5 protein-coding genes and 1 riboswitch are annotated in these 6,780 nt (G+C 41.4%); of the genes, 2 read left to right on the top strand and 3 right to left on the bottom strand.

From position 1 onward, the window contains the following. The 3 genes from AC29Z1_RS00025 to AC29Z1_RS00015 form a co-directional block, all read right to left on the bottom strand. On the bottom strand, positions 1 to 531 hold a 531-nt coding region (locus AC29Z1_RS00025; protein ID WP_488269402.1), incomplete at its 3' end, for a YitT family protein. Between the two features lie 416 nt (positions 532 to 947). Beyond that, positions 948 to 1,655 (bottom strand): P-II family nitrogen regulator, encoded by a 708-nt coding sequence (locus AC29Z1_RS00020; RefSeq protein ID WP_488269401.1) that lies wholly within the window; start codon positions 1,653 to 1,655, stop codon positions 948 to 950. Positions 1,656 to 1,681: 26 nt separating this feature from the next. Beyond that, a complete protein-coding gene (locus tag AC29Z1_RS00015; protein ID WP_488269400.1) occupies positions 1,682 to 3,481 on the bottom strand; it encodes a DUF1538 domain-containing protein in 1,800 nt (599 codons plus the stop codon). A 482-nt stretch (positions 3,482 to 3,963) separates the two neighbouring features. Between AC29Z1_RS00015 and AC29Z1_RS00010 the strand changes: the two genes are divergently transcribed. Both AC29Z1_RS00010 and cobT read left to right on the top strand, forming a co-directional pair. After that, complete coding sequence (locus AC29Z1_RS00010) at positions 3,964 to 5,130, top strand: ABC transporter substrate-binding protein (RefSeq protein WP_488269399.1); 1,167 nt, start codon at positions 3,964 to 3,966, stop codon at positions 5,128 to 5,130. A gap of 134 nt (positions 5,131 to 5,264) precedes the next feature. Beyond that, positions 5,265 to 5,463: riboswitch (cobalamin riboswitch) on the top strand. A 186-nt stretch (positions 5,464 to 5,649) separates the two neighbouring features. Then, a complete protein-coding gene (gene cobT, locus AC29Z1_RS00005; protein ID WP_488269398.1) occupies positions 5,650 to 6,696 on the top strand; it encodes a nicotinate-nucleotide--dimethylbenzimidazole phosphoribosyltransferase in 1,047 nt (348 codons plus the stop codon). Positions 6,697 to 6,780 lie beyond the last annotated feature (84 nt).

Raw genomic sequence — 6,780 nt, 5'->3', positions numbered from 1 at the left:
GTACATGGCTTTATCCCAGCTAAATACTAAGCCGGCACTGCCCAGAATAAACAGGTTAATGAACATGACGACTTCGCCAACGGAAAAAGCGGTTTTTTTGTCTAAAATGATGGCTATGATTTCAGTGCCGTCTAATGAGCCGCCGTTTCTGATTATTGTGCCTACGCCCAGCCCGACAATGATACCGCCAAAAATCGCAGCCAGAAATAAGTCGTCAGTTAATTCGGGAATGGGATGAAAAACGGAAACCCAGTAGGATAAAGAGCAAATCGAAAAAATAGTAGATATGGCAAACGTTTTTCCTATTTGTTTATATCCTATATACAGGAAAGGCAAGTTAAATAAAACCAAAAAATAACTCAGTGATATGGAAGTAAGATGGCTGGCAATGATAGATAACCCGACGACACCGCCATCGATTATTTGGTTGGGCACTAAAAAAATTTCTAGTCCTATTGCTGTTAATATAGAACCAAGAAACAAAAATAAATACTTTTTCAAAATAGCAACTTTGGGATATTTGTGCGGCAAGTTAAAACCTCCTATGATGTCAGAATGGGGTAACCTTACAGCATATACTGCCAACTTATCCATCTATATTTATTCAGACAGTTGTCTGAACTGGAACATTTTAACTTGTCTGTGGTCAGAGCAAGCTGTGTTTTCCAGGGAGTGAGGACATGGATGTACTGACCGTAGAAATCTATGGTTCACATTTTAAAACTACAAATACGAATTGTCGAATATTATTGTAACAAGCTTTTTGTTGGAGTGTCAATAAAGATAGAGACAGTGATGCTTACGGATTTATAAAATATAATATGATAATATAGTTTGTCTTACTAAAGTAGACGTTACTATGGTATAAAATGTAAAAAGAAAAAGGCTGCAACTGGTGAATCCAATAATGCACCAATTGTAGCCTTTTGATATTATACCCCAAAGTACTACACGTGTTTTTCCGTTGTGTGTAAGAGCATGCGCTCGGGAAGTCCGGCAACCCCATTAACAGGCAGGGAAAAAGTGATGGCTTTGGCATCGGTTTGCAGTCCAGCATGTTGTGAAATTGCGGTCATAATGGAATTGCGCGCCTGAGTTTCCGTCAAAATAAACAGCATGTCTTTTTCGTGTTGGATGGAGATTCCGAAAAACTTCTCGGCATTTTGTAATCCAACACCGCGTGCATGTACAATAGTACCTCCAGTTGCGCCAGCCGACTTTGCGGCATCCATAACTTCTTGCGCATAACCTTGATTGGCGATGGCAATAATCAGATCATATTTATGCGAATTCTCCATAGAGATTCCTCCTTGATTATAGGGAGTGCCCAGCATTTTTACTTGTAGTGCTGCGTCTACAACACTGTTTATAGGTATGCTAAATGCAATACCTTTGCCAGGCTTGCCAAGGTATGTTTTATCATCAAGTTTGCTCAACATCGTTTGAGAAAGTTCAGATGACATAGTGCAAAATAAAATTTCTTTTTCCGTTTCCCCTAAGCCTAGATAGGAAAGAAACTTTTTATCTGCCGTTCCTTTACCTAAAGCCAGTAGGTCAAATCGTATGCCTGCATCAGCCAAAAAATCTGAGATTTTTTGGCCTTTGCCTCTGTTTACAATAATCACTACAAATTCCAATGATGGAGTTTGCGGCACTTTTATTCTCCTTTCGAGCCATCTGATTAATAATTTTGTTCACTTTTAGAGGAAGTTATAGGTTTGCCGCAGTCGGCTCTGTTTTCCGCGATACCCTCGCAGCAGGGATCGGTAGCAATTTCGGTACTATGAGGCGTGATATGACTGGTGCCAGCCGTTGCTGGCTGTTCATTTTGAGTATTAACGGTTAACTCTATTATATTAGCATGTGTTGTATTAAAAACCAAGTCACTCTGATTCGTTGGCTCATCTAAATTGATAGAATTTTTATTTATTGAGTCTGACAATGAATTGTCAGTACTGTCGAATTCCTCAAATGCAGAGGAGATGGGGAATAATATATCGGTATGCAAATTTTCTTCCAGTTGTTCATTATGCATAAGTTTTCTCTTATAGATGATCCCAACAACTTGGATCGTGATTAACGGCATCATAGAAACCAACGCAATAATGCCAAAGGCATCGGTCATAATGTTACCGCCAACCGCTTCGCAGACACCTACCGCAAAGGGGAGCAAAAACGCTGCAGTCATGGTTCCTGCCGCTACGCCGCCGGAGTCAAAAGCAATGGCCGTAAATATTTTTGGCGTATAAAAGGTTAATGCTAACGCCAGGAGGTATCCTGGAAGCAAAAAGTACCAAATACTAATTCCGGTTAAAATTCGAGCAACTGATAATATTAAAGCTGCGCCTGTGCCTAGTGATAATCCCATCATCATCATCTTTTTGGAAATTGAACCACTGGTTATATCCTCAACTTGTTTATTGAGTACATGAACGGCAGGCTCAGCGTAAACAATAAAAAAACCGATGATAGCGCTCAAAGGAAGCAGTATCCAGTTATAGGGTAATGACATAATTTCTTTTGCGATATAAGTTCCTGCAGGCATAAAACCAATATTGACACCAGTCAGGAATATGGTGAGACCGAATAGGGTGTACACAATCCCGATCAAAATCCGTATCAGCTTGGTTTTGGATAATTTCAGCCGAATTAATTGGAATAAGATAAAAATGACTACAATGGGTAGAAGAATAGTGATAACTTCAGTAAAGAAGAGAATAAAACCTGTTTTATACGCTTCCCATAATTCATTAAGCCCATGTACATGTACGTTTGCTTCCAACGCAAATCCGGAGGCTGATACATCATAAAACATGCCCATGATGAGGACAGCCAGAACTGGTCCAATGGAACACAATGCACACAGGCCGAAGCTGTCTTCCTCCGAACTTTTGCCGCCTCTTACTGCTGAAATACCAATACCTAGAGCAAGGATAAAAGGTACGGTAATGGGGCCGGTAGTTACGCCACCTGAGTCGAAGCCTACAGCTAAAAAATCCGGAGCTGTTATTCCAGCGATAATGAATAGCAGAACATACGAGATGATGAACATATAGGAAAGCGGAAACTGATACAAAATGCGGAGCAGTGCCAAAACCAGAAACGCACCTACGCCAAAGGCCACTGAACTCACTAGTACCATATCCGGAACCGCAGGCACTTGCTTAGTTAATACCTGAAGATCAGGCTCAGCAATGGTGACAACTACACCAAGGACAAAAGCGCAACCAATTATAATCCAAATGTTCTTGGACTTGGTCAACTCCGCTCCAATGGATTCACCCATAGGCAGCATTGCCATATCGGCCCCCATGGTAAAAATACTCATTCCAATGATGAGCAGGAGGGTGCCTGTTATAAACAGTATCAAAGACCAAAACGGCATAGGAACCAATGTAAAATGTAAGGCAAGTACAATGGCGCTGACAGGCAAAACCGACTGAGCTGATTCTTGTAGTTTTTCTAACATGTCTACGGTCATTAACAACTTCCTTTCCGTTAATTTTTAAATTGTATATTCATATGCTGTGATTGCTTGCAGTATTCAGTGGATATAGTACCCCAAAAATGTTTACATATAATTCTACTGGACAAACTAACAACCTCATTTGTTTAATGAGAGTGTTATTTTAATAATACCATAATTTAGTGCATATATGTTATTTTTTTTGCAGAAATCATAAGTAAATAAGTGCAACTCTTTATTTAGTAGACTAATTCAAACGATGTACCTGCGATGAGTACAAGCGGTAAAAATAAGAAGATTAATTGTAGCAAATAGTAGAATTTATATTGTAAAATACTAAATCATGTAATATAATGTAGAACTAGGACAAACAAGATTAAAAAAATACTATAAAAGTATTTATCCAGTATACTTTTATAGTATTTTGCAATGGTTCTCTTACTGTAATCTTGTTGTTAAAAAATATGTTTATGTAAAAAAGAGGGGAGAAATTACAAATGAATAAGACAAGCATAAAACTGACAGTCCTATTGACAGTAATGCTGTTCATGGCTGGTATATTGGCGGGTTGCGGCGGCACGTCTTCCAATGATATCAAAATTGGTATTTTAAATGAAATGACTGGTGGTAACGCTACCATGGGCAATTCTTCCGCCAATGGAGCCAAGATGGCTATCAAAGAAGCCAATGCCAAGGGTGGGGTGCTTGGCAAGCAAATTGTTCCCATTATTGCCGATAACAAAAGCGAACCATCAGAATCGGCCAACGCCATGACCAAATTGGTTACCCAGGACAAAGTCGTTGCAGTTACAGGCATATTTGCCAGCTCTAACGCCATTGCCGCTTCTAATGTAGCTGAATCTGCGAAAATTCCGTTTTTAGCAGTAGGTGCTACCAACCCCAAAGTAACCGTTGATGAGAAAACCAATAAGGTAAAAGACTATACATTCCGTGTTTGTTTCATTGATCCGTTCCAAGGAACTGTAGGGGCAAACTTTGTCCTCAACACGTTACAACTTAAAAAAGCTGCCATTTTGATTGACAACAGCAGCGATTATAGTAAAGGATTAGCTGCTTTCTTCAAAGAGGCTTTTACTAAAGGTGGAGGCGCTGTACTAGCGGAGGAAGCTTATCTGCAGAAAGACCAGGATTTTAAGACTATTTTGACCAAGATAAAAGCGCTAAACCCTGAGGTTCTGTATGTGCCAGGCTATTATGAAGAAGTAGGTAAGATTGTAAAACAGGCTCGGGAACTAGGAATTACTGTTCCGATTGTTGGCGGTGATGGCTGGGATTCTCCTAAATTGGTAGAAATCGGAACTGCCGCCGCTTTAAATAACACATACTTTACAAATCACTATTCGGTAGATGATACGAGTGCAGCCTCGCAGGCGTTTGTTGAAGCATACAAAAAAGAGTATGGCGTAGTTCCTGATGCCTTGGCAGTACTTGGCTATGATGCTGCCAATGTATTAATCGATGCCATCAAGCGTGCAAATAGTTTGGAGCCGGCAAAGATTCGTGATGCACTTGCCGCAACTAAAGATTTTCCTGCTATTACTGGATCAACGACTTTAAATGCTACCCATGATGCTGTGAAAAGTGCCGTTATTATTGAGATGAAAGACGGCAAGCAAGTGTATAAGGCTACGGTTAAACCGTAAAACAGATATATACTATGCATATGTTTAGTCAATACACGATACTACACCTATTGAAGAATAAAATGAGCCGGGAATATTCCTGGCTCATTCTTATTGACGCTGTTCTTATTGCTTTGTTATAATGTGGTTAGAATTGCATATGGGAAGGCTAAGGTGCCACCGGTTAACCACCGGAGGAGAATAGGGAAGTCTGAGTATGGTTTACCGAAACCATATATAAGCGCGGGCCCGCCACTGTACCAGGGGAGAACTTACATATGCCACTCGTCAAGGGGAAGGCGTAAGTATTGATGATCCGGGAGCCAGGAGACCTGCCTTACGCCGTTAAGCATCTTCATGGAAAAGAAGGCTTTTTTGGAATTGACCAAAAGAGCCTTTTCGTTTTTTAACAGTTGATATGTAAATAAGGAAACTTTGACTTTCCTTTAACGAAAAATTTAGACTTCTGTTTTTGCCCAAAGTTTATCAAGAGTCGAATTTGGTTATCAGGTATGTCGCACTTAAAAATGGGAGGTTACTATGAGCTTATTGCAAGATACCTTGTCAAAAATTACTGCACCCGATACTGCGATTATGAAGCAGGTACAAGATAGTCTCGACCGGATAGTAAAACCCGCAGGCAGTATTGGGCGGCTGGGCGAAATGGTCAAACAGTACGCAGGCATAACGGGGGAGGCGAAGCCTCCTTTGCCTCGCAGTTGTATGGTGCTAGCATCGGCAGATCATGGGGTTGCCAGACATGGAATTAGTGCCTATCCAGTGGAAACGACAATTCATATGACGGCTAATTATCTTATCTCTAAAGGAGCCAGTGCCAACGCTTTTGCCAATTTCAGTGATTCTGAGCTGGTCGTGGTGGATGTCGGGGTGGCAGGTGATTTATCTCATGTGCCTGGGCTGTGGCACCGGAAGATCGCTTATGGTACTCAAGATTTTACGCAAGGACCTGCTATGAGTCGGGAACAGGCTGAACAGGCAATAGAAACAGGTATTGAGATTGTTAATTGCAAAGTGGCTGAAGGCTATAACTGCTTTAGTTTAGGGGAAATGGGCATTGGCAATACGACAGCAAGTGCTGCCATTGTAGGTGCGTTTACTGGTTTAGAACCGGAGAAAGTTACTGGTCGAGGTACTGGCATATCGGATAGCCGTATGCAGGTCAAGCTGGCAGTAGTGCGCCGCGCCTTAGCTATCAATAAGCCGGATGCCAAAGACGGTCTTGATGTGTTATCTAAGGTCGGTGGGTTTGAGATTGGGGCACTTGCGGGGGTTATTCTGGGTGCGGCCGCTAATCGTTGTCCTGTCGTTGTCGATGGCCTTAACACTACGGCGGCAGCATTAATCGCCAATGCCATTCATCCTGTAAGCAGAGAGTATCTGTTTGCTTCCCATCTATCTGGTGAGCCGGCTCATATTATTGCCTTACGCTGTCTTGAACGCGAAGCGTTTATTGACATGGGTGTCCGCTTGGGCGAAGGTATCGGTGCTTCGGTAGCCATAGATTTATTAAGGGCAGCTATTAAATTGCTTAATAATGGTCGCGGAGAGGGGCAGATTCATGATTGAAGATATAGTAACAACCATTAAAAACATTAAACCATTGGATGAACAGGCAATGGAACGTTGCCAAGTGAGACTGGACAATCTGAC

Source organism: Sporomusa sp. (assembly GCF_057736855.1).
This window is presented reverse-complemented; position numbering and strand designations above follow the sequence as displayed.